The 22,963-nt window shown below is 48.8% G+C and carries 21 protein-coding genes; 10 read left to right on the top strand and 11 right to left on the bottom strand.

The genetic code is table 11. The features are described 5' to 3' along the window. Nucleotides 1-759 (bottom strand): response regulator transcription factor, encoded by a 759-nt coding sequence (locus Q1B47_RS06845; RefSeq protein WP_299790684.1) that lies wholly within the window; start codon nucleotides 757-759, stop codon nucleotides 1-3. Nucleotides 760-1,650: 891 nt separating this feature from the next. On the opposite strand from Q1B47_RS06845, the gene Q1B47_RS06840 reads away from it, so the two are divergent. Further along, nucleotides 1,651-2,820, top strand: a complete 1,170-nt coding sequence (locus Q1B47_RS06840) for an MFS transporter (protein WP_299790681.1) — start codon at nucleotides 1,651-1,653, stop codon at nucleotides 2,818-2,820. A gap of 98 nt (nucleotides 2,821-2,918) precedes the next feature. Here Q1B47_RS06840 and Q1B47_RS06835 read toward each other — a convergent pair whose 3' ends face one another. The 6 genes from Q1B47_RS06835 to Q1B47_RS06810 all read right to left on the bottom strand — a co-directional run bounded on the left by Q1B47_RS06835 (nucleotide 2,919) and on the right by Q1B47_RS06810 (nucleotide 10,728). Continuing rightward, a complete protein-coding gene (locus Q1B47_RS06835; RefSeq protein WP_299790678.1) occupies nucleotides 2,919-4,829 on the bottom strand; it encodes a methyl-accepting chemotaxis protein in 1,911 nt (636 codons plus the stop codon). A 343-nt stretch (nucleotides 4,830-5,172) separates the two neighbouring features. Beyond that, nucleotides 5,173-6,447: an ammonia-forming cytochrome c nitrite reductase subunit c552 gene (locus tag Q1B47_RS06830; protein ID WP_299790987.1), complete on the bottom strand. Its 1,275-nt coding sequence runs from the start codon at nucleotides 6,445-6,447 to the stop codon at nucleotides 5,173-5,175. 195 nt (nucleotides 6,448-6,642) lie between these two features. Continuing rightward, nucleotides 6,643-7,854, bottom strand: a complete 1,212-nt coding sequence (locus tag Q1B47_RS06825; protein ID WP_299790675.1) for an NnrS family protein — start codon at nucleotides 7,852-7,854, stop codon at nucleotides 6,643-6,645. A 341-nt stretch (nucleotides 7,855-8,195) separates the two neighbouring features. Beyond that, nucleotides 8,196-8,657, bottom strand: coding sequence for an Hsp20/alpha crystallin family protein (locus Q1B47_RS06820; protein ID WP_299790672.1), 462 nt, complete (start codon nucleotides 8,655-8,657; stop codon nucleotides 8,196-8,198). A gap of 268 nt (nucleotides 8,658-8,925) precedes the next feature. Further along, the gene (locus Q1B47_RS06815; protein ID WP_299790669.1) at nucleotides 8,926-9,990 is read right to left on the bottom strand and encodes an FUSC family protein; all 1,065 of its coding nucleotides are present in this window, start codon (nucleotides 9,988-9,990) and stop codon (nucleotides 8,926-8,928) included. Between the two features lie 228 nt (nucleotides 9,991-10,218). Next, on the bottom strand, nucleotides 10,219-10,728 hold the full coding sequence (locus tag Q1B47_RS06810; RefSeq protein ID WP_299790666.1) for a MarR family transcriptional regulator: 510 nt from the start codon (nucleotides 10,726-10,728) through the stop codon (nucleotides 10,219-10,221). A 165-nt stretch (nucleotides 10,729-10,893) separates the two neighbouring features. Between Q1B47_RS06810 and Q1B47_RS06805 the strand changes: the two genes are divergently transcribed. Both Q1B47_RS06805 and Q1B47_RS06800 read left to right on the top strand, forming a co-directional pair. Next, nucleotides 10,894-11,793, top strand: a complete 900-nt coding sequence (locus Q1B47_RS06805; protein ID WP_299790664.1) for an EamA family transporter — start codon at nucleotides 10,894-10,896, stop codon at nucleotides 11,791-11,793. A gap of 732 nt (nucleotides 11,794-12,525) precedes the next feature. Continuing rightward, nucleotides 12,526-13,395 (top strand): phospholipase A, encoded by an 870-nt coding sequence (locus tag Q1B47_RS06800; protein ID WP_299790984.1) that lies wholly within the window; start codon nucleotides 12,526-12,528, stop codon nucleotides 13,393-13,395. A 98-nt stretch (nucleotides 13,396-13,493) separates the two neighbouring features. Here the strand turns inward: Q1B47_RS06800 and Q1B47_RS06795 are convergent, their stop codons facing one another. Next, nucleotides 13,494-13,988, bottom strand: coding sequence for a peptidylprolyl isomerase (locus Q1B47_RS06795; protein ID WP_299790661.1), 495 nt, complete (start codon nucleotides 13,986-13,988; stop codon nucleotides 13,494-13,496). A gap of 326 nt (nucleotides 13,989-14,314) precedes the next feature. On the opposite strand from Q1B47_RS06795, the gene nhaD reads away from it, so the two are divergent. Then, the gene (gene nhaD, locus Q1B47_RS06790) at nucleotides 14,315-15,793 is read left to right on the top strand and encodes a sodium:proton antiporter NhaD (RefSeq protein WP_299790658.1); all 1,479 of its coding nucleotides are present in this window, start codon (nucleotides 14,315-14,317) and stop codon (nucleotides 15,791-15,793) included. A gap of 63 nt (nucleotides 15,794-15,856) precedes the next feature. Here the strand turns inward: nhaD and Q1B47_RS06785 are convergent, their stop codons facing one another. Next, nucleotides 15,857-16,387 (bottom strand): lactoylglutathione lyase family protein, encoded by a 531-nt coding sequence (locus Q1B47_RS06785; protein WP_299790655.1) that lies wholly within the window; start codon nucleotides 16,385-16,387, stop codon nucleotides 15,857-15,859. 145 nt (nucleotides 16,388-16,532) lie between these two features. Between Q1B47_RS06785 and Q1B47_RS06780 the strand changes: the two genes are divergently transcribed. After that, nucleotides 16,533-17,441: a LysR family transcriptional regulator gene (locus Q1B47_RS06780; protein ID WP_299790652.1), complete on the top strand. Its 909-nt coding sequence runs from the start codon at nucleotides 16,533-16,535 to the stop codon at nucleotides 17,439-17,441. 31 nt (nucleotides 17,442-17,472) lie between these two features. On the opposite strand, the gene Q1B47_RS06775 is transcribed toward Q1B47_RS06780, so the two are convergent. After that, nucleotides 17,473-18,573 (bottom strand): cysteine synthase A, encoded by a 1,101-nt coding sequence (locus tag Q1B47_RS06775; protein ID WP_299790649.1) that lies wholly within the window; start codon nucleotides 18,571-18,573, stop codon nucleotides 17,473-17,475. Between the two features lie 271 nt (nucleotides 18,574-18,844). Here Q1B47_RS06775 and Q1B47_RS06770 point away from each other — a divergent pair, with 271 nt between their 5' ends. From Q1B47_RS06770 to Q1B47_RS06760, 3 genes are all read left to right on the top strand, one after another. After that, nucleotides 18,845-19,858, top strand: coding sequence for a substrate-binding domain-containing protein (locus Q1B47_RS06770; RefSeq protein ID WP_299790646.1), 1,014 nt, complete (start codon nucleotides 18,845-18,847; stop codon nucleotides 19,856-19,858). 71 nt (nucleotides 19,859-19,929) lie between these two features. Further along, on the top strand, nucleotides 19,930-20,301 hold the full coding sequence (locus Q1B47_RS06765) for a hypothetical protein (protein WP_299790643.1): 372 nt from the start codon (nucleotides 19,930-19,932) through the stop codon (nucleotides 20,299-20,301). Between the two features lie 279 nt (nucleotides 20,302-20,580). After that, a complete protein-coding gene (locus tag Q1B47_RS06760; RefSeq protein WP_299790640.1) occupies nucleotides 20,581-21,135 on the top strand; it encodes a DUF2799 domain-containing protein in 555 nt (184 codons plus the stop codon). A 76-nt stretch (nucleotides 21,136-21,211) separates the two neighbouring features. Here the strand turns inward: Q1B47_RS06760 and Q1B47_RS06755 are convergent, their stop codons facing one another. After that, nucleotides 21,212-21,625 (bottom strand): hypothetical protein, encoded by a 414-nt coding sequence (locus Q1B47_RS06755; RefSeq protein ID WP_299790637.1) that lies wholly within the window; start codon nucleotides 21,623-21,625, stop codon nucleotides 21,212-21,214. A 165-nt stretch (nucleotides 21,626-21,790) separates the two neighbouring features. Between Q1B47_RS06755 and Q1B47_RS06750 the strand changes: the two genes are divergently transcribed. Together Q1B47_RS06750 and Q1B47_RS06745 are read left to right on the top strand one after the other, a co-directional pair. Further along, nucleotides 21,791-22,042, top strand: a complete 252-nt coding sequence (locus Q1B47_RS06750) for a DUF2999 family protein (protein WP_299790634.1) — start codon at nucleotides 21,791-21,793, stop codon at nucleotides 22,040-22,042. Nucleotides 22,043-22,257: 215 nt separating this feature from the next. Further along, a complete protein-coding gene (locus Q1B47_RS06745) occupies nucleotides 22,258-22,956 on the top strand; it encodes an NAD(P)H-binding protein (RefSeq protein WP_299790632.1) in 699 nt (232 codons plus the stop codon). The last annotated feature ends 7 nt before the right edge of the window (nucleotides 22,957-22,963 follow it).

Here is a 22,963-nt window from a genome sequence, read left to right as displayed (position 1 = left end):
CTATATAATTTCCAACTGATGTGCAATATGGACCAAATTAGCCCTGTTACTGGCCGACAACTTATTTCTCATGGACTCGAGGTGATATTCTACCCCCCGAACAGTGATATGAAGCTCCTGTGAGATCTCATGGTTGTGTAGCCCTGTCGCCGCCATTTTCAGTGCCTTGATCGCGGTTTGATTAAACAGGTTATTTTGACGATATGGATTTATCTCATTATGAAAATGTTCAAACAGGCTCATCTGAGCCTGTTTCAGAGTCTCCTCTAAACCGATCAGCTTTAATTCACTCTGCGGATATTTAGACAACAGGGTAAAACGCCCGCTCCAGGCTTCCGATGCAAAGTGTTTTAACGGCCAACTCAAGACGGTATTGACCCCATGACGATTAAACAGTTTTTTGGCCTTATTCGGCTGGCCATTTTCGCACAGAACATAGCAATAGGGAGACTCGAGCCGCAAGGCTTCACCAAAGTTAATATCTGTGGGCGCGACACGTGTCACGTATTGTTCGTGTAACTGCTTAACCTTAGGTGAAGAAGCAAACACACCACCACGGCTTCGTAGCACTCTTCTCGTCAGCAGGCTCTTTCGACTGTTCTGCAGGTAGTCCCGATGGGCGCTATTGGCAACGCCCTGAAACCAGAAACCACCAAACCCATGTTCGGCTATAGGAAGCTTTATATTATTGAGAATACTCTCGGCCAGAGGCCTGCTCCTGGCAGTCTGCCCCTCCGATAACAGTGTTAATTTGTCCATTTCACCACCATCTCACACCCAACCAGCGCTATCTGCAGTCGCTGTCAATTTCGAATCACGAGCAAGAGTTACAATTTGATAAACTCGTAGCCACAACCTTACTCAAATCGCCGAAACCAATAAATGCTCTTAACGGGGATCTTCTAACTACACAACAAAAACACAAAATTTAAATTTTCCACCTCCTGTTTTGACGCAATTTTGACACACCTTAATTTATACTTATCTCTCCATTGTCTAAACATCCCGCCGTTCTGACTGGTATATAGAGAAAAGACAGTTTAATACATCTATATAACCATTATTTGTAGTAACAATCCCACCTTGCTCCTCCACCTGTTTGATAACGGTATGCCCAATAGCCAATACTATCTATCTTCAATAATCCATTCTGTGCCAGTAGATACACGGTCAAGTCCGCTTTCCATAAAATCGACCTGATTCAATCATAAATCGGTGCGCACCGCTCCTTAAGAAAACAAAAGCAAAAAAAGATAACCACGACTTAAACCGGACACACAGCCAAAACACAACGAACAACACACCAGACACAATAAAAAACACAAATACAACCAAAAAGCTTAACAATAAGTTAAAACCAAATTTTATCCACATGTAGAGAAAACCGGAAAAAAATGATCTTCACACCCGAAAACCAATTGATGACGCCAAGATAAAACAAAAACAAACAACTTATAACAAGCTGATTAAAAAGCATTAAAACCAAAAAGCAACTGTCACACTCAAATTTCTTTGCTCAATGACAAATTCTTCTTTACTTCCTTAAAAAAGAGATTAAAATTCGCGCAAATCTGGCTTACACCAATTTAAAGCCATTTCGACACAGATATAACCCAAAGACCAATAAAATAGAGTTAAAAGGAAAATAAAGTGGATTTACCGACCATTAAACACCAAAATAACGGCACCTTGGTACCTGTTACCTGCCTATCGTTTTTTGCTGTTGCTTCCGGTTTTTTAATGAGTCTGATCCCACTCTCATTAGCCTCATTTGGACTCAGTGAGTCACTGGTCCCCTGGTTGGCCAGTATTTTCTATTTGGGCATACTCATCGGTGCGACCAGTATCCAGCGCCTGGTCTCTAAAACAGGGCATAGAATCGCGCTGCTCATCTTTCTCAGCGCGCTGATCCTGACGATTACCGCCATGCTGATACTGCCGGACGCAAGAGTGTGGTTGATAGCAAGATTCATGGCCGGCTTTGCCGTTGCCGGGATATTCGTGGTGGTCGAATCCTGGTTATTGATGGCCAATAGCAATAAGCAGCGAGCTAAGCGTTTGGGGTTATATATGACATCACTCTACGGTGGCAGCGCTTTGGGACAACTGGCTATTACTCCTATAGGTATCACAGGTATCGCACCGTATCTCACTGTTATCTGTCTGTTGATGCTGGCCATCTTGCCACCACTACTAATAAAGAAGGGTCAGCCGAATAACGAGCAACACCAGAACATGAAGCTCAGTGAACTAAAGAGGCTCAGCCGCCCAGCCATATTGGGATGTCTAGTATCTGGTTTATTGTTGGGCCCGATATATGGTCTGATGCCAGTTTACATCAGCAATCAGGTTCAAAATGCCGATCAGACAGGGATGCTGATGGCGGTGATCATTTTAGGCGGAATGTTAGTGCAGCCCTTAGTCAGTCACCTCTCTACCCGGGTCAGTAAGAGCCTGTTGATGGCCCTTTTCTGCCTGTTCGGTACCTTGGGGGTGATGGGTATTCTCGAGGCGAAAAGCTTTGTGATTATCGCAACCAGCTATCTTATTCTGGGCGCCTGTAGCTTTGCCTTATACCCTATTGCTATCACACTGGCCTGTGATGCACTACCGGTGGCAAAAATTGTCTCCGCAACGGAGATAATGTTACTGAGCTACAGCGTGGGATCGGTATTGGGGCCATTGTTCGCGGCGAATCTGTCTGATTCCCCCGATGGGCTCATCTTTTATCTTGGAGCCTGCCTCATCAGCACCTGCATCTACATGCTGATAAAAAGCATGCACAACGCACACACCGAGCAGCGACCGCAGCCTCTGTGACGGGTGGCATTGATTTCGATTCAAAGCTGTTCTATTCATCCATTCCAATCGGGAGGTTAAGACCCGATTGGAATTTCGACCACAAGTTCAGGAGGGCACTATTTCAGGGTAAACTTATTAACCACAGAGATAAGCAACTCATTAGCCCTCTCCAACGTACCGGTTTCATTACCGCTCGCCTGCCCATTGGCATCAAGCTCTGAAACCATGTCGCGTATGGTCGCCATATTACGGCTGACCTCTTCCGACACAGCACTTTGCTCCTCGGCAGCGGTAGCAATTTGTGTATTTAAATCAGTAACCTCACCAACAGATTGTACAACCTGGTCTAAATTAGCGGTAACACTGTTTGTCGCTTCACTGGTTTGCTCACAAGTCCGCTTGGTCACCTGCATCGCCTTTATCGCCGCTTCTGTCCCCTGCTGCAAATTTGCCAGTGTCTGCTCAATTTCAGCCGTACTCGTCTGTGTTCTGGCAGCGAGCGCCCGCACTTCATCGGCAACCACAGCAAAACCTCTACCCTGTTCACCTGCACGAGCAGCTTCTATTGCAGCATTAAGGGCCAACAGATTGGTTTGATCCGCTATCTCGCCGATAACCTGAAGGACTTTAGTGATGCTGGAGGTATCATGAACGATAGCGGCTATGTTATCGGCAGTCTGCTCGACATCACGGGTCAACTGTTCAACGGTGCCTCTGGTGTTTAGTACTATGTCATTGGTGTTGGCAACCTGAGTATTTGTAGCCAGGGAGACCTGAGACGCCTGAGAAGTATTAGTAGCGACATCATTCGCCGTGGCGCTCATCTCCTCCACCGCCGCCACCACCTGTTCCGTCTCCTGAACATGATTTTGCAGCACGAGCGAGTTGGCCTCATTTTGCTGCCTGAGATTTACTATGCTTTGACCTATCTCCAGAGAACTCTGATATACCTCGTTGACCAAACCTTGCAAATTTGAAATAAAGAGGTTGATGCCTTGAGCTATCTCTCCAAGCTCATCATTGCTGCTTACCGGCAATCTGCGGGTCAGATCGGCCTGCCCCTGAGACAGAGCGGTAACTATCTGCTTCAGATTGATAATCGGCTGATATAACCAGTGAAGAATGGCAATCGCTAACACTAAACTCACGGCTAACATCACCACTGAAGTTATGATCGCACTGGTTAAGGCCGCATCGACACTGGCATAAGCTTTCGATTTTTCGATGCCAATAAACAGATACCACTGCTGATCACCGATTAATGGAATCGCCCGGCTGAAGGCAAGTTTATCTACTCCTGAGACACGGTACTCACCACTATATTGGTCCCGGGAGGTAATTTCTTGTCCCACTTCCCCCAACCCCATATCGGTCATGGTGCTACCCACTTTCAATATATTTGAGTTAGTGGCCAGCACTTTCCCGGATTGATCCACAATAGCCGTCATCGCTCCCGGGAACTCAATGCCTTTAACCGTTTGACCCAAGATCTCCAATCCAATATCACCGGAGAGCACCCCATCACCGATATCGGTAACGATAGAGATGACTGGCTGCTTTGTTACAAGATCAGTATAGATATCAGTTAAGACAGCCCCGTGACCTTGCTTGGCCTGCCGATACCAACCTCTGGGTCTGGGATCATATTGTTTAGGATCGGCGATCCCATCACGCCAAATACTGTCATCGGTGACGCTGGCGTAAGCACTACCATCATCGAAACCAAAAAATATTGAGTAGAGCCCATTACTCTCCTTGCCTAAACGGGCAATATCGACAAACTTCCCGGAAAAGCGATTATGTCGATATTGGCGGGCGATCGTGTCGATAGCGGTTGCCTTAGCTTCAAACCATCTGGCTATAGCGTCGGCCTCAGCTCGAACGATAAACTGTGATTGATTCTGAATATTGGTAATAGTTGTGGCTTTTAACTCTCGATAAGCCAACCAATTGGAAATCAACAGACAAGATGTAACCAATAAAATAATGGCAATGGTGATGCTTTTTTTGAGTCCTATAGACTTCATATCCGAGCAGTTCCTTTTAATAAGCACTTGATGTGTTGACAAAACACACAGACGAGGCACTTATACGGAAAGAATCAATTCCAAACCGGGGGCTGACATAAACAAATCGGGTTTGCTCAGGATTTTTATTTAAAACGGGGTACAGAAAGTTGAGGATACTCAGTAGTAAATAGCTAGAGGGCTGGAGTTGCCGCTTGAGACCTCGCTCCCCGAAAGGCACTTTCAATGCCAGATAGATGAGTGACGCCTATCTCTTCGAACTGAGACTCACAGTCGCTGGCCGAAGCAAAGTGCAAAAGCGCTTCGCTCCGGCCAGCCACCAGCAAAGTCAGTGACTTATACGTTACTGATAGCCATGACGGGTCACTTCAGGCCAGTGCTTATCCACCTCCTGCTCGAGAAATGCTTTCTTCTGCTCAGTTAAGTTATCCAGAGATATACCAACCGCCTTATGGGCACTCTCCTTGGTGCTGATATCCGGATAATTCACCTCTTTCACGCCCAGCATGGCTAAGATCTCCGCCAGTGCGCTGCGAGCATATTTTGCCTGTTCAATCGCGGTATCTAACAGCTCATGGGCCTCACTCGGGTTGTGGGCATATAATCCATGGGATGCCATGGCGAAGTCCCAGCGCCATTGTGAATGACGGATAGCCATCAAGGCATCATTGATGATAGACCAGCTGGCACCGGCATCCCATGCCGCACCAGCCTCATAGTGGGCCTTAACCAGCAGCCCCTCGACCTCTCTGGCCTTAGCTTCTATCTCATGTTTACCCGTTTCCATCTTCTGTATTAATGCATCCCTATCACCGTGACACTCCTGACACACCTGAGCATAGTGATCTAACGCCTTACTGACCTGATGACTGGTAAATTGTTCACCCTTATCATCAATACTTGCAGGCATATGGCAGGTGATACAGGTAACGCCCTGCTTGGCATGTTCGCTGCGACTCCAGTGCTCGAACTCAGGGTGTCGCGCCTTGAGAATAGGGGTTTTAGAGATAGGATGCAGCCACTCATAGAAACGTCTGGTGTCGTAATACTTTTCGATATCGTCGGCACTGTTGCCAAATATCCAGGGAATATTCACCTTGTTACTGCGTTCAGGCTGGAAGTAGTAGGTCACATGGCATTGCCCGCACACCTGCGCCCCCTGCATATTGATACCTTGCTTGTCGAACGGCAGGTGGACCTTAGCCATGGCATCTTGGGCATGTGGACGCGGCAGTGCCAACTTGGCAGCGCCTTTCACATGACAATCGGTACAGTAGACCACACTCTGAATGTCGGTGCCCAGATCGGTAAAGTTCTTCCCCGAGAACCCTTCGACACCGAGCTCATCGATTAAACGGGGGGCATCCGGCGATTTGCAGGTCCAGCAGCTGGCAGATAACCCCTTCTTCCCCTCTTCCGGCGGTACTCCGGTACGAAGGGTATGGGTAACATCGGCCACAGCGAAGTGATGACCTCGGGGGCTATGGTACTCTTTAGCAAAAGAGGAACCCGCCCACAAGATAATGGCAGCGGGATAACTCGCCAGCATATCTTGTCGCTCCGTCTGCTCCGATGTCGCCAACCAACTCTTATATTGATTCGGAAACTCTTGCTGCATCGTATTGTCTAGCTTGGTATCGACAGTACCTGGCGATACCGGCAGGCTAACCGCAAAGAGTGAGAAGCAGAGACTCATAGCCGATAGTGTCTTCACTTTATTTTCTTGTATAGAGATCATCTAAAATCCAACGTTTTCAAAAAAACAGATAAATGGTCAGTCTTTATCGACTGCAGTGAAACCAGATAACGTGCATCATCCCGGACGTCCATCGAGCCTGGGTCGGGAGAGTATGGCCGCGTAGTGCCAGATAAACATCCCAAACGCCAGCGACCAGAAGCAGCCGGCCAACCATAACCACAACCAGGACTGCTCCGGGAAAAACAGCGGGATGATCGCCCTGAACAACGCCGCAACAGGCAGACAGATGAAGGCCAGCGCCATCTTAGGCCCCTCATAGATATTACGGCTGGTATGCCCAAGCGACACTCGGGAGATCATCGAGAGGCAGATCCCGGCCAGCGTGCCTATGGCAAACAGGTGCAACAGGTGTCGATAGGCATTGATATCATTGATATTCCAGGCGAGTGCTAACAGGGTGATCGGTAAGAAGATATAGGCCGAGTGAAGCGACCATAACATAGGCTCTTTCAATGTCTTATGGGGAAACCATCGCAGCCAACGAACAAGGTGAAGCGCTCCCGCGCCAATCAATATAGCCTGCTCAAGCGAAGAGGGCATCACCTTGGTAATAGCCTGAACCACCAGCAGCACCATTAAAATAATCAGAGAGCGCTCGATAAGTGCAATGGGCGTGGGTTTAGTCTGCTTTATCCTGATCGCGGTAAAGAAGGGGATCACACGTCCACCAACTATGGTGATCAACAGGCCTAACCACCATAACATGGCCTGCCAGATATGATTGCTTAAGGTAAAATTACGCTCGCTCAGCGCATAGTAACTCAGCAGGTTAATCCCGACCACAACCGCCAGCATGATAGGAAAACCGATATTATGCCACTGCTTAACCTTATAGATGCAACGCCATAGCTTAATAGCGGTAAAGCCGAGAAAGAGAGATTCGAATAGAGCCGGCAACCACAAGGGGATCTCGAAGGGAGCGAGCAGCAGTATTCGCGCAGATAACCAACAACCGAAGGTGATAGCAAGGGGCCCCCCCTTCATGCCGGGCTGATTGGTCCAGGTCTGTACCGAAGTCAACAGAAAGCCACACACAATCGCAAGCGCGAAACCAAACAACATCTCATGCGGGTGCCACCATAAGGGGACAACTTTTACCCAAAAATCACTCTGGAACAGACTATATTGCGGCAGAAACCAGGTCACCAGCCATAACGGGATATAGAGCATGGCAATGCAGGCACCACCGAGAAAAAAGGGACGAAAACCCAATCGCCATATTGCCGGTGTCTTCTCTACTGCGGCGGGATCATCGATATTTAACATGCTGGCAGGCTCCTGCTCTCAACTATCGGCATAAGCGGTAAAACAGGTATATGAAATACCACTTTATAATTTACCTTAGTTTATAGATGAACTATCCCCATAACAATTGCTAAACTCCGGAAATATAAATTCTGTGAGCTGAGCATTAAAAATAACCTATCCGGCTGATTTAAATACCTCTTTGTTTCCAATCCGAATTTTACCCCAGTATAAAAAGCAGTCACTCAATGTGAAGAGCTTGCACCGATTGGTGTCGAAGGTTTGCCTGCTTCGCGGGGCAAAAAAAAAGGCGCCACACGGGCGCCATTTTTTTGCTCTTATCTTCATAGCTTTCCGGCTAGCTACTCTTCAAATTTTACCTTTATCTTCTTCACATCATGTTGCATCTCAATGGGCTTAGGCACATGTATGGATAACACGCCTTTCGCGTATTTAGCGGTAACCTGTTCTACATCGACACTGAACCCCAGAGGGATCTGTCTATGGAAAGTCCCAAATGCGCGCTCTCTCAGGTGATAACCTTTTTCATCACTCTCCTGCTCATATTTCTTTTCACCACGGATACTCAGATAGGTGCCCTGGATATCGACTTCAATGTCTTTCTCACTCATATCCGGTAACTCGGCCTTTATCTCGAAGTATTCACCGTACTCTTTCACATCGATGGCCGGGATAACATGATGCTTATCCAACCTGGAATTTGGCCAATTCGATAACCACTCCCTGGAAAAGTCATTGAAGATATTATCTATTGCCGATCTGGGATCGTCCCTATGAAAAATAGATGGGAAAAATGATTTCATAACAACCTCCTTCTGTTAGTTCAAATATTAGCTCTACATCTAGCTCAACATCGTCCTGAGTTAATACAATTTAAATTCACCACGAGAATCCGATCGCTCACGCTTTCGGATATCTCATTTAAAGTTTAGCTCAACCACAAAAAGGCGCAGTCAAAGTAGAACAAAAGGGGCAGAAAAGCTGTAGTAAAAACTAGCCTGAGGCTGATACCGAACGATAAAACATGCTCTGAATTATACTTACTCACCGCCGGGCCTGTAGAGGGGCAGGTTAGCGCCCTCTCCTCTCATACGCCTGACGAATAACATCGACCTCTTCATAGATAGACTCAATGGTTTTCGCCAACTGATAGATAAGCCAACTATACCCGGTCAGCGCGAACTCCAGCTGCTCATCCCTGTCCAGTGATGCCAACAGTTGTTGGTGAAGATTTATCGCCATTCTTTCCGGCAATGCTGGAAAATCGGCGCGACGACCGATGAGGAACTCTGACAACTCCGATAAGCTGCTCTGCAATATCGAAGCAATTTGGTTAATCTTTGCATAGGAGGCACTATCTTCATCGGTCCAGCGTGTCTGAAGCAGCAACTCCATCAAGGTGATCACCCTGATCTGCTTATTCACCAGCTGAGTCAATACAGACTTATATTGCTTAAGTGTCTTACTCTCCCACTCCAGAGAGAAGAAAAGCTTCTTCTGGGTCAGCACCGCCTTCATTGCAGTTTCCAGCTCGGGCCGGGCATCGAAAGGTTCTCTCATCGAGGCCGTAAAATGCTTATCCAGAATGACGGCTAAAATATTCGTCGATTGAGCCAGCTGGCAACGCCAATCCTGCTTAGCCTTTATCGGAAACACAAACAGGGAAACCAACACGGCGATAAAGCAGCCCAGCAGAATATTTGCCGTGCGCCAGAGCGCCTCATAGGTATCGTGATTCGCATCGCCAATCACGATGATGATGGTAAAGCCCGCCACCAGATAGGCATAACTGTATCGGCCCGCCGACATAAAACAGATCAGGCTCACCCCAAGTATCAACAGGCCCATGATCAGCCAGTAGTTGTGAAAACTAAGTACCAGCATGACGCCATAGGCCGAACCTATGCATGTCCCCACCGCCCTCTGCATCGACTTTTCAATCGCACCACCGACCTGAGGTAAGCTCATCATGATGATCACTATGGTCACCATACTCCAGACGAAGTGTGGCTGAGACCAGAACGCATTGATAATGACTGCAATGAGTAGAGCTAAGGCCAGCTTCAAGGCATGAATGGAGCGAAAATGACGATAGATGTAGCTGGCAAAGGGTGTAGCAGGAGAGAAAACTGACATGATGAGATAACCGGGGTTAAACTGACTTCCGACCGGAATTATTGCAGATATATTAAGCTATGTGGGTAGGAGGAAATGAAATAGTGTGAAACTGAGAACTTCGGTCGTGACAGCCGAAACAGAGCCGTATCTAAGTCACTTTTCCATCCGGAAAGAGAGGCTATTTCTCCCGCTCCTTAAACCGGCCCAGCAGCTTTTCCATAGAGCCGATTGATAAAGGTTTTCGCTTTACTCCTGCGACTCGAATTCAGCTAGCCAGGTTTTCAGCAGTCCATTTAGCAGAGGTTTCTCGGCGTCACTAAGCGATGCCATAAGCCCCTGCTGAACCTTCACATGCTCGACTATCAGCTCATCGATAAGCGTTAACCCCTCTCCGGTTAAGGCTACCGACACACTTCGTCTGTCCTCCTGGCTGTGCACTCTGACAATAAAGCCTTTACTCTCCAGACGATCCAGGCGGTTAGTCATGGCCCCGGAGGTCAGCATCATGGTGGCAATCAACTCAGAAGGAGTTAAACAGTGTTCCCCCCCGGCCCGTCTCAATGTCGCCAGCACATCGAACTCACCCAGTGTCAAACCGTAACGCTTATGGCACGCGGCAATCTGGGTTTCAAGATGTTTACCTATGCGCATCAGCCTGCCTATCAACGCCATCGGCAGCGTATCAAGTTCGGGTTTCTCTCGGCTCCACTGAGCGACGAGTCTGTCTATGCCGTCTATGCCGTCAGTTCCATTCATTCGGTCAACACCTTCAGTTTTCAATCTCAGCTTTAGTTCCTAACATCACAAATATAACTTAACACAAAGTATCTCTACGTAAAGACACTTTACAAAGTCAAACCTTGAGCGCAGAATAATATCTTAACGTAAAGATACTTATCAGCCACAACTGAGACACACAGCATGAATATTCTACTGGCCATGATCCCAGCCTTTTTCTGGGGAACCACCTATGCTGTGACTCAATATACTCTCCCCGACTGGCCGCCACTTCTGCTGGGCGCGTTGAGAGCCCTGCCTGCAGGGCTGCTGCTTCTGGCTATCAAACCGAATATGCCTAAACAGTCTGAGTGGGGAGTACTATTCAGACTAGGACTGATCAATATCGCGGCGTTTTTCAGCTTGATCTTCGTGATGGCCTTAACTCTGCCATCGGCCATCTCAGGTGTTGGTATGATCTCGGTGCCCGTCTTCGCCATGCTCTATCACTGGCTTATCAACAAGCGCCGCCCTGGCGGAGTACAGGCTTTCTTCGGCCTGGTATTAATTGCACTGGCCTGGCTGTTGTTCGATCCCGGATCTATCAGTTTAAGCCCCGTTGGATTAGTGGCCATGCTCGCCGCCATTTTATGTATTGTCATCGGCAGCTCGATCACCAAGTCTCTTGCCGATCGCATTCATTGGTGGAGTATATTGTGCTGGCAGCTGATCATAGGTGGCGTACTGCTGGCCATTGCTGCAGCGGTACATGCACTCTTATCACCGGATGCATATCTCGACGCGATGCAGGGTTTTAGCCCTACCAATGGTGCTGGCCTGCTATGGATAACCGGACTCAATACGGCATTGGGTTACATCATGTATGTTTGGCTGTTACAGAAAATGACTGTGGTCGATTTCACCTTTGGTGGTATCGCCAACCCGATCGCGGGCATAGTCTCAGGTATGGTGTTGCTCAACGAATCCTTCACTCCCCATCAGTATCTGCTTATGGCGAGCATGATCTTGACCTCACTGATGCCACAGATAATTCAATTAATTCGAAACAGGATCCGGGAAGCTAACGCCATCAAGACCTCATAGAATATCCGGTCGAGAACTTTTCGCCTTCATCACACAGATCAAGCTCAATTAACAGCTGGGCGGCTTTATTAACTCAGCTCTTCCCCTGCAAGCCACTGCGCTTTTTCCTGTATTCTATACAAGGTCCAACCCGGATCTAATACCAATCAGTATAAAGGTGTGATCGCTCAGCGAGAGTTTAGCGCTTTTGAGGCAAGGCCCTTTATTGCTCCTCGATAACTGCTCAATGCGTTACTCTACCTCCTATGTCCATATAGTCGTGCATAAAGGACATTTGCAACATCTGACCTCCATGGTCTTAAGCGTTCCATACGCTTTAAAGACATTTCCCATCTGACCCACACGGACGTGGGAAATGCCTGAATGATATCAGGAATATCACAGGCCCTATGGGTCAGTGGAGGGGTAGTCTTAAGTATGTCGGGAACATACAAGACCATGTTGTTCGCAACGAGTGAAGAACATAGTTGCCAAAAAACACGCTGAGTAGATCACTTTCTTATACTGATTGGTATAACGACAAACGTTGATGTTTCTGAAACCCTGAGTTCCGAAGATACTTACTACCAACATTAGTTAAACAGGGTATAATCCGCCTTTGTTTTTAAAAAGTTGAATAATAAGCTTTGTTTTTTATAAAGAATGAAGCGAGTCTGTGACAAATCAACGCAGAACAAACCCACAGTTACTCAGATGTTGGATACAATAATGACGATATACCGCAGCTGCATCATGCTAGTTATCCTGGCCGTCACCAGCCTCACGGTGCACGCCGAGGATTCCCTGATAGAAAACAGGTTGAAAGATGAACTCTTAACCTCGGAGCTTCCCTTCGTTATCACCCCCCATAAGGTGAACTATATTCTGTTTGCCACCTATAATGACAACCCGAACATAGACCCCTTTCTGAATGAGTCCGAACATCTAGGCATTGACCCTGTTATCGATAACGTCGAGGCCAAGTTTCAGATTAGCTTTAAATTTCCACTGATGTACAACGTCTTCGGTGACAACGGCCACCTGTTTGTCGCCTATACTAACCAGTCATACTGGCAGGTCTATAACAAAGAGATCTCCTCACCCTTTCGTGAAACCAACCATGAGCCGGAAATCTTCATGTTGTTCAATAACGACTGGGAGATAGCCGGCATGACCAACTCATTCTGGGGCGTCGGTGCCGTACATCAATCTAATGGCCAGCCTCAGGGGCGCTCACGCAGTTGGAATCGCATCTATGGCACCATGGTGTTCGATGGTGGCCCCTTCGCCCTTGCTGGCAAGGTGTGGTGGCGTATTCCTGAAGATGAGAAGGAATATCCGGAGGATCCCCGCGGTGACGATAACCCGGATATCGGCGACTACATGGGTAACTTCGAACTCTCAGGCGTATATGGCCTGGACGATCACAGGTTTACCATGATGCTGCGCAATAACCTTTCATCCCCGAACTACGGAGCGATAGAGCTGACATGGAGCTATCCGATAATCGGTAACTTGAGATTCTATACTCAATACTTCAATGGTTATGGTGAGAGCCTCATCGATTACAACGCCCACACCCAACGCATCGGCATAGGCGTATCGATTAACGATATTCTCTAGCCCCCCCCTCTTAGAGGTCAGAGCCGGGAGATCACACAATGGTGTCTCGGCGTCCAGAACCACCTATTGAATCGATAAGCTAACGAAAAAGTCTGCAATTACCCGACAAGGGTAACCTTCTCAACAATGATTGGCTCTCGTGGCACATCGTCGTGACCCGCAACACTGGTGGTTTTGACTCTCTCTATCTTCCTGACGACATCCATTCCGGCGCAGACCTTGCCAAACACGGCATAACCCCAACCCGCATTAGTGGTCGCGGTATGGTCCAGAAAGCTGTTGTCAGCCAGATTAATAAAAAACTGTCCGGTGGCTGAGTGCGGCGCATCGGTGCGGGCCATGGCGATGGAGCCCACCACATTCTTCAAGCCTCGGTTGGCCTCGTTAACGATGGCGGCGCGGGTCGGCTTCTCAACCATATCGGCTGTCAGGCCACCGCCTTGCACCATGAAGCCCTTGATGACCCGATGAAAGATAGTCCCCTCAAAGAAGCCCTCCTCGCAATACCTCAGGAAGTTCTTCGCACTGACCGGAGCGTGCTCAACATCCAGCTCTATGTTGATGTCGCCTAAGTTGGTGGTAAAAATAATCATATCAGTTGCCGTTTATCGTTAATCATCGGGCTCATGCTATGAGCCCGTTTGAAGTGGGAGTGATGAATTCAAACTTTAACGGCTTTGAGCCTGTATCACCAAGCTTAATTACGGGCTCGCTTTCAATATACTGATATCCAGCCGAAATTTATGTTCTATCATCTAGGTGTCATTCAGTTGTAACGGCTCTGATACGTAAAAGCCGACAAATTGATACCAGTTCGTGATTAAGGTAACGTTAATGCGGTAAACCTTGAGGACCATCAACATTTCATAGGGGGCAGGTGTGGTAATTTTGCTCTCTTATCTGACATAGAGAAGAGTTAATGAAATCCATCCGGCCAATCGAAGGCAGAAGCCTTGCCACACCGTTATCCAAGTTGCTTCTTTTTTTAGCAGTCCTGTTTTCCCCATCCGTATTCGCCGTCTCACCGGCGAACTCCGGGCAGATACTCGACCTTACCGCTACCTCGGCAGGTTATATTTCGATAATGATATTCGTGCTGGCCTATCTGTTGGTGATGGGGGAGGAGGTTATCCACCTGCGTAAGTCTAAGCCTGTGCTGGTCGCTGCCGGACTTATCTGGGGCATTATCGGTTTTATCTATGTACAACATGGTATGTCAGAGCTCTCAGAGGCCGCCTTTAAACATAACCTGCTGGAGTATGCTGAGCTGTTTCTCTTCCTGCTGGTTGCCATGACCTATATCAATGCCATGGAGGAGCGACGACTGTTTGATGCTCTGAGAGCCTGGATGGTTGGGCGAGGCTTTAGCTTCAGAACGGTGTTTTGGTTAACCGGATTTATGGCTTTTTTTATCTCCCCCATCGCCGATAACCTGACCACGGCCCTGCTTATGTGCGCCGTGGTGATGAAGGTTGGCGGTATCAACCATAAATTTATCTCCCTGTCCTGCATCAATATTGTCATCGCCGCCAACGCCGGCGGTGCGTTTAGCCCCTTCGGCGACATCACCACCCTGATGGTATGGCAAAAAGGGGTCGTACATTTCGCCCAGTTTATCGATCTCTTCATCCCCTCACTGGTGAATTATCTGATACCGGCAACAATAATGAGTCTGTTCATTGTTAACCGTACCCAGCTGGTACAAGAGGATGAGGTCATTGTGAAGCGAGGTGCAAAACGGATCGTTGGCCTGTTTTTACTCACCATAGCCACCGCTGTGTGCACCCATACCTTTCTGGGGCTGCCGCCGGTGCTGGGCATGATGACGGGGCTCGGCTTCCTGCAGTGTTTCGGTTACTTCCTGCGTATGACCTTCGATAAGTCGGTGGCCAAAAAACGAAAGCAGGCCGAGATAGCTCAGGATAAGAAACGTCTTTCCTACCTGGGACAGGTGGTACCTTTCGATGTTTTCACCCGCATAGCCAGAGCCGAATGGGATACCCTGCTATTCTTCTACGGCGTAGTGTTATGCGTCGGAGGGCTGGGCTTCATGGGCTACCTGAGCCTGGTATCTGAGGCCATGTATAGCCATTGGGATGTCACCTATGCCAACATCGCTGTCGGCGTCCTGTCGGCCATAGTAGATAACATTCCGGTGATGTTTGCCGTGTTGACCATGAATCCGGATATGGGACTGGGACAGTGGCTACTGGTCACCTTAACCGCCGGGGTTGGAGGCAGCTTACTCTCAATAGGCAGCGCGGCGGGGGTTGCCCTGATGGGACAAGCCCGCGGTATCTATACCTTCGCGGCGCACCTGAAGTGGACACCGGTCATCGCACTGGGTTATGTGGCGAGCATTCTGGTGCACCTCTGGCTCAACGCATCCCTGTTTTAATACAGCTTACATGAGTGGTAATCCCGCAGGTTTCGCACCTTGCGGGACCTCTTTTAGTTAAGTTTAGCCACTGTAGGCACCGCTTGAGTAATGCAGTTCATAGCTGTGGCTGTAGATCTCGAGGATATTACCGAATGGATCTTCCATATAGATCATGCGGTAAGGCTTCTCTCCGGGATAGTAATAACGGGGGGCTTTCATGCGCCTCTTACCGCCAGCGGCCACAATTTTCTCCGCCAGCTCTTCGACGTTGGGGTCCTGAACACAGAAATGAAAAATCCCCGTCTTCCAGTATTCGAAGTTATCTTCGGGATTCTCCTGATTTTTAAACTCAAACAGCTCGACTCCGATACGGTCCCCCGTCGACAGGTGAGCGATGCGAAAACGCTCCCAGCCGGCACCGAAGACATCGGTACACATCTCACCGATGGCGCTATCATCTTCGATAACTTCCGTCGGTTCCATGATCAGGTACCAACCCAGAACCTCAGTATAAAACTTAACGGCCGACTCCAGATCGGGCACCGAGATACCGATATGAGAGAAGGTTCTTGGATAGGGGCTTGAGTGTGGCGCTGGCGTGAGTATAGACATAGATACCTCAGTAGTTTAGTGGGTGAAAGGGTCACTCCTTTCGCTGAAACCAGAGTACGTCACCAAATTTCACATTTGAAATTATCAATATTTCTCATTACTATAATTTTTTGTTATCAAAGTTTAGTCAAATGGTGAGGTCATCATGCTCAATCCCCTCTGGCTCAACACATTCAAGACCCTGGTCGACCTTGGCCACTTCACACGAACGGCTGAGAAACTTCACATGACACAACCCGGTGTCAGTCAGCAGATTCAGAAACTGGAAAACGCCTGTGGCTACTCACTCATCAAGCGGGAGAAGAGGAGTTTCGAGCTTACCGAACAGGGAAGGTTAGTGTATGAATATGCACTCAAGCTTGTCGACGATGAAGCCAGCCTGATTGAGACCCTCGGCTTCGATAACCCCTACTCGGGAGAGTGTAAGCTCTCCTGTTCGGGCTCTCTGGCCTTGCAGCTGTATCCGGCACTGCTGTCACTGCAGCAACAGCACCCCGAATTGGTTATTCGACTCGAAGCCGCGCCAAATCAGAAGATTCTGCAGGATCTGCAGTCCGGCAAGGTCGACTTAGGAATTGTGACCCACATACCGCAGAGCAGCCTCTATCTATGCAGTGTCATAGGTGAAGAGCCGCTATGTATAGTGCTGCCACGACGTTATGAGAACAGGGATATCGGCCCACAAGAGCTAATGGACTGTGGTTTGATCGAGCATCCGGATGCGGCTCATTACCTGTCACTCTATTTCGAACGGTGCGGAGATAAGGCATTGTCCGGGATGAGCCCGGATACTCTGCCAAGGTCCGGCTATATCAATCAGGTCAACCAGATCTTACTCCCCGTTGCAAAAGGTCTCGGCTTTACCGTATTGCCCGAAAGCGCGGTCAACAACTTCCCCCAAAGAGAGGAGCTCCATATTTTGCAAACAGCCAAACAGGTAAAAGAGACCCTATATCTGGTGCAGAAGCGGCAGCGCAACCTACCTGAGCGCTATCAAACAGTGAGCCGGCTGCTGCATACTTTTATCCAGCCTCCCGGCGTAGCTGTTTCTTGATAAGCCAAGGCTTGGATTTGGCAATACCGGCTTAACGCAGAATCTCGACGACCAGATCAGCGGGTTCATTTTTATAGCGCTCAAACATATCTTCGAGTGGTTCACTCACCTCTGAATATCCCTTTTCGGCCAGAAACTCCCTGTTGTAGAGCTTGGAGGAGGAGCGTTCGGCAAGATCGCAACAGAAGGTCACTATGGTATTACCCGGCCCCATCTTTGCCGCGGCGTACAACGCCCCCGCCACATTGAGCGCAGAGCTACTGCCCAGTACTATGCCGTCTCGCTCCCTGACGTGGCGCGCAACAGCGATAAGATCACTATCGGGCAGCGTAATGGCCTTATCCACCTTTGCCTGACGGAAGTTTTCGACGCTGCGCATGATGCCTATCCCCTCTGTGAAGGAGCTGCCGCTGGCGTGATATTTGCCGGTTTTAAGGTAGGAGTAGATCCCGGATCCATCGGGATCCACCAGCCAGGTCTGTATACCCGGTCGTACTTTCGACAGATAGCGGGAGCATCCGCCAATCGTGCCTCCGGTACCGGCCACAGAGACGAGTGCATCTATTCTGCCCTGAGTCTGCTGCCAGATCTCAGGGCCGGTATTTTCAAAGTGAGCCTTGCTGTTACTGATGTTTTCAAACTGATCGGCCCACCAGTAGTTATCGTCTCCTTCGGCAATGCGTTTAGCCGTATGGTAGAAATGATTAGGGTTGGCGAAGGGACAAGCATCCACCAGCTTAAGCTCAGCACCATATAAGGTGATCATCAGCTCCTTTTCCGGCGCCTGGCCTTTGGGCATGACCACCAACATCTTAAAGCCCATCGCCTTAGCCACCAACGCCAATCCGATGCCGGTATTCCCCGCCGTGCCCTCCACTATGGTCATACCCGGCCTGAGTTTTCCGCTGGCGATGGCGTCCTTAACCATCTGCAGTGACGCCCGATCTTTAATCGAACCGCCTGGATTCTGCTGCTCACACTTCAACAATATCTCACAGCCGCTAAGCTCAGAGAGACTGTTGATACGCAGCAGATCTGTGTTACCGATAAGCTGAGTAACATTGCCAAGAACAGGCGATAGCGAGGCAGAATGCTCTTGAGAAGATGCATTATAAACTCGTGAAGACTCCATAAGCTTATGATTCCATTGTCAGTAATAACTTAATACTAGGCGGGGATAGTATTAAAGCAAGTTGCTTAAAATATGAATAGAGAAACCGCCCGCACTCTGGTCACTGTTTTGTAATGCTCATCGCTGTAACGTGAACTCCGGGGAGATTAACGTTTGGCGTTATGCTATTGTTAGCGCGCCGTTTCGCAATATCGGGTTACATTGTAAGCATTCTGTTGCCAGCCGATAGGTATCCGCTGCTGTATTTTAAGATTATAGGGTTTATGCATTAATGGTTTTTCTCGCCAGGGCGATAGCTCTCCTTATCGCTTTTCTGTTACCACCGACTTCGGGGATTGCTCAACACCTGCCCGGTGCGTCTGAGCCATTGACCATAGCCGTTATCGGCAAAACGAAGCATGACAGCTTTTATGAACAATCCTTCGCTGGCTGTGAGGCATTCGCCAACAGTAAGAGCGACGTGAAGTGTCTCTATGATGGCCCCGAACTGTTTCAGGATATCAGAGAGCAGGTAATTGCCACCAAGGCGATGATCGAAAGGGGAGTAGACGGAATTATCGTCTCCACCACCGACTCAAAATATTTAACTCAAAATGCCCTGGTACTGGCCAGAAAAAAAGGCATTCCGGTTATCACCTTCGATTCAGATCTCCTGCCTGAGCATCAGGAGTACCGACTGGCCTATGTGGGCACCAACAACTTCGAGTTCGGTGTTGCGCTGGGTGAGTATGCCGAACGGTTCAAGAGAGAGGGTAATACTCAGATATGCATCCAATCCGGCCACACCAGCACCCCCAACCTGAATGAACGCATCCGCGGCGTGCGCTTTGCCCTCTCGGGTAAAGCCGACAACAGCAGATTAGCAGGCGAAAATGGCTGGGTTGAGTACTACCGCTGCCCTTTCTATACCTTAGGTAAGCGTGAGATGGCCCTGAGGCAGCTGGAGCTGCTATTGAATAAGCAGGTGCCCGTCTATATCGCAGTAGCCGGCTTCGCCCAGTTCTCACCGGACTATATCAAGCGAATATCGCCCTACAAGCCTCAGATAAACAGTCAATCAACTGTCATCATCTCGGCCGATACCGAGCAGGTTCAGCTTGATGCACTCAATGCCGGTTTATCGACGGTCAATATCGGCCAGCGACCATTCGAGATGGGTCGACTGAGCACACAGATGCTCTATGAATATATCAAGGAGAATAAGCTCCCCGAGCAGCAGCTTAACTACCTTGACTTCCACTACTGCACCCGGCAGAACGCTCAAAGCTGTATCAGCCATGATTAGCAGGACGTTGTTTCTTAATCAGAAAAGCAAAAAATCAAATGACCCTAGTTAGCAAATTGAAGAGAAACGACATGTATAGATTGATAGCCACCATTCTGTTCAGCTTTACCTTAGGTTTAGGCGCAGATCACCTCGATGGCGTCTACCGGTTTAGCCAGGTTTACGGCTCTGTGTCGGGCCTGGCTTTCTTAACCCTATACGTCATATGTGGCACCCTATACTCAAGCCTTATCTACAAGATAAAACCAGGTCAGGCTGCAGACCGTTTTTTTGCTCTCTGCAAATTTGGTACATTGAACTTTCAGGCCAACCTGCCCATGATAATCATGCTTATCGCCTACAGCTCCGGAGCCATCGACAGCTTCCTCTGGCTTGCCTTGAGCATCGCCATAGGTGATATCTGCTATTTCAAAGACAGGGGCACTCAGGCTAAGCAAGTGTAAGGGGGGAAAACAGCCCACCGCATTGCAGATGCTCGATGCGGAGCTAAGGCCCCGCTCCCCCTCTGCAACCCCGCCCATAACCGAGGGCAAAGTCGAAACTTAAACCACACAAAAAACAAACCACCAACACTCAAAATTAAAACATAATCACATAGTTATTAAAGCATTTATCCGAACTGACACCAAAAAACGATGCAAGTGTAAATAGTTTTAAAAACATCAGACTTAAGCTCCCTATCTTTGATAGATTGCTCGCCTTCAACTCTATGGGGAGATGTGATGAAATTTAAAATATTTACCGCGATAGCGGCCCTGAGCCTGACTCAATGTACAAGTTTAAATCAGGAACAGTGTCAACACTCCGACTGGTACGCTCTGGGCATGAGCGACGGTAACAATGGAGCGACCTCTGCGACCCTGAACGGATACATAGAAGACTGCAGTGAGTTTGGTCTGGGGGTGGATAGCGCGCAGTGGACAGCCGGTTACCGGGCGGGGCTTGAGAACTACTGCCAACCTGAAAATGGCTATAAACTTGGCTTGCAGGGCTCTTACTACAACGGAGTGTGCTCAAATAACGAATTCGTTAAACGCTACAACGAAGGCCATCGTCAGTTCGAGATTAAAAATAAGATCGCGAAAATTCAATCCCGGCTCAAAGAGATCGAACGAGAACTTACTGAAGTCAATAAGAAAATTCTTGCCAAACAGGATGTGGCGAGTAATAAAGAGGATAAAAAAAGCCTTAAGAACGAAAGGCATGATCTGGAAAAGGAGCTGATGCTGCTGCGTATCGGTGCCGCCGACATCCTCCCCATCCAGCTTCTCTTCTGACGTACTCTATTGAACTAAGTCAGAACTAAAATCAGAGACAGAACCAGAGATAAAACCTGAGCCTTGAAGCATCTCATCAGCCGAGCAGATCCCGCAGCTGTTTCTCGGCAATCTCGGCCGGGGTCATCTCTCTGTCTCTCTCTTTTGCACTATCCTCCGCCTCACTCGATTCTGACGGCGCGGGCGTATCGCCAAACAGTTCGGCTAACTCGGCCAGCGCTTTCTCGTTAGCACTACGGGGATCAGAATCTGACCCCGCCCCCTGCTCAGAAGGCTTAAAATAGTCACAAAAATTGGCTCGCTCACGATCCGATACCCACTCGGCCCGCTCCTCCCTGCAGTCGCCCCTTCCTGAGTCATTGAAGAAGACACACATCTTGCACACATGTTGATCCGCGCCACAAGTCCCACACTCCTCGCGCCGTGACATAGGCAGAATCACCGCCTGAAGCAGTTCACCACAATGCCAGCACCTGAATTGTTCGCTCATAGTTATCTCCGGTTGAGAGTAGCAGACTCAAAAATCATAGCCGATATCCCTACATAAAATCGACCAATTATTGCAAAGACGATCCGCACTCCCCTATCCACCGCCATTTCAGATGTGTGATAGAATCACCGCCTGTTTAACTTACAAACCATACAAGGTACTGCAGTGAACCCAATTCTTGCGATCTTAAAAGAACACAATGTCAGTGACACACAAATTAATGAGCTGTTCCAGACCCTGACCGAGAACCCGTTAATGGCGATGGGCACAATCGGCCAGTTGGGCATCGCTCCGGAGAAGCTACAGCAGTTGATGGCACTGGTCATGCAGAACCCGGCCCTGATAAAGGAAGCGGTCACTGAGCTGGGCCTGGATTTCTCTAAGATCGAAGCGGCCAAGGCTCAGTTACAACAGTAAGCTGTATTTATCTATACATTAGATACAAAACCCGGGGCCACCCGGCCCCGGGTTGAGTCTTTCTTCCCCCCTCACATCAAACTCCCGTTTTCTCCTTCACCTGCCAGTGACACGGGCCCAAACTGCGCCAGCAGAGTCATAAGAGAGTAACCAGTTTTATCATAAAGGCGTATGATGAAAACAACCGGCAATCAGAAGCAGCGACAGAATCAACTATGGGACAAAGAGCAGTAGTAGTGGGCGCCACCGGCGTAGTGGGCCGAGAGCTGGTTGAACAGCTATGTCAGGCCCCTCAGATAGATGAGGTGATCACCATAACCCGCAGGCCAATGGTCATCGACAGCAACAAGGTGGGATCAGATAAGATAACCAATCATTTGGTTAACTTTGATAACCTGGAGGCATATGCCAATGCTTTTAACGCAGATATTCTCTGCTCCTGCTTAGGCACTACATTGAAACTCGCCGGCACAATCGAAAGGCAGCGCCTTGTCGATCTGGACTATCAATACCGCACCGCTAAGCTCGCCTCAGACAATGGGGTGACTCACTACATGCTGGTCTCATCGAGTGGAGCCAACCCCGACAGCAGCAGCGCCTACCTGAAGATGAAGGGCGAGCTGGAGGAGAAGGTAAAAGCCCTTAACTTTCCAAACATCAGCATCATTCAACCCTCGCTGCTGTTAGGTGAGCGAAAAGAGTTTCGCCTCGGTGAAAAAGTGGCGAGTCTCCTGCTACCACCGCTATGCAGACTGCCGGGATTAAAGCGATACCGCCCCATCACTGGCAAGCAGGTCGCCGCTAAGATGTGTAACATCGCACTTCAGGCTTCGTCCGTTGAAAGCTCTCAAGAGAGTCGCGCTGCGATGAATAGCAAGGTCCGTTACTACCGACTCGACGAGCTGTTTGATTAAGCATATA

The sequence above is a fragment of the uncultured Shewanella sp. genome (assembly GCF_947501225.1).
Taxonomy (GTDB): domain Bacteria; phylum Pseudomonadota; class Gammaproteobacteria; order Enterobacterales; family Shewanellaceae; genus Shewanella.
This window is presented reverse-complemented; position numbering and strand designations above follow the sequence as displayed.